At 56.4% G+C, this 695-nt stretch carries 1 tRNA gene and 2 rRNA genes; all 3 read right to left on the reverse strand.

From position 1 onward, the window contains the following. Nucleotides 1-2: 2 nt before the first annotated feature. Nucleotides 3-76, reverse strand: a tRNA-Met gene (locus GRO01_RS13240). A gap of 53 nt (nucleotides 77-129) precedes the next feature. Then, nucleotides 130-244 (reverse strand): 5S ribosomal RNA (rrf, locus tag GRO01_RS13245). Nucleotides 245-327: 83 nt separating this feature from the next. Then, a 23S ribosomal RNA gene (locus GRO01_RS13250) occupies nucleotides 328-695 on the reverse strand; the annotation flags it as partial.

Raw genomic sequence — 695 nt, forward strand, 5'->3', positions numbered from 1 at the left:
GGTTGCGGGGGCAGGATTTGAACCTGCGGCCTTCAGGTTATGAGCCTGACGAGCTACCGGGCTGCTCCACCCCGCGGTGGTGTTTGTTGATGTTGGGGGATTTTGTGTGGTGAGTGGGTAGGCTGGGGGACCTGGCGGCGACCGACTTTTCCGCACCTTAAGGTGCAGTATCATAGGCGCTGAGGGATTTCACGGCCGAGTTCGGGATGGGATCGGGTGTAGGGCCCTCGCAATGGCCACCAGGTCTTCCAGCCCACCCTGTCTTTTGAGAGAGGGTGGTGGTTGGTGCGTTGTGAAGAGTGTGGCTGATTTCTGTGCATGTGTTTTGGAGTGAGAAGTATGAGCGATTAGGACCGGTTAGCTGCATGCATTACTGCACTTTCACACCCGGCCTATCAACGTGATGGTCTGTCACGGCTCTATGAGACCTCGTTTTGAGGTGGGTTTCCCGCTTAGATGCTTTCAGCGGTTATCCCGTCCATACTTAGCTACCCGGCTGTGCCACTGGCGTGACAACCGGTGCACCAGAGGTATGTTCATCCCGGTCCTCTCGTACTAGGGACAAATCCTCTCAAGTCTCTTACACCCACGGCAGATAGGGACCGAACTGTCTCACGACGTTCTAAACCCAGCTCACGTACCACTTTAATCGGCGAACAGCCGAACCCTTGGGACCTGCTCCAGCCCCAGGATGT

The organism is Gluconobacter roseus NBRC 3990 (assembly GCF_006538885.1).
In the GTDB taxonomy this organism is placed as follows: Bacteria; Pseudomonadota; Alphaproteobacteria; order Acetobacterales; family Acetobacteraceae; genus Gluconobacter; species Gluconobacter roseus.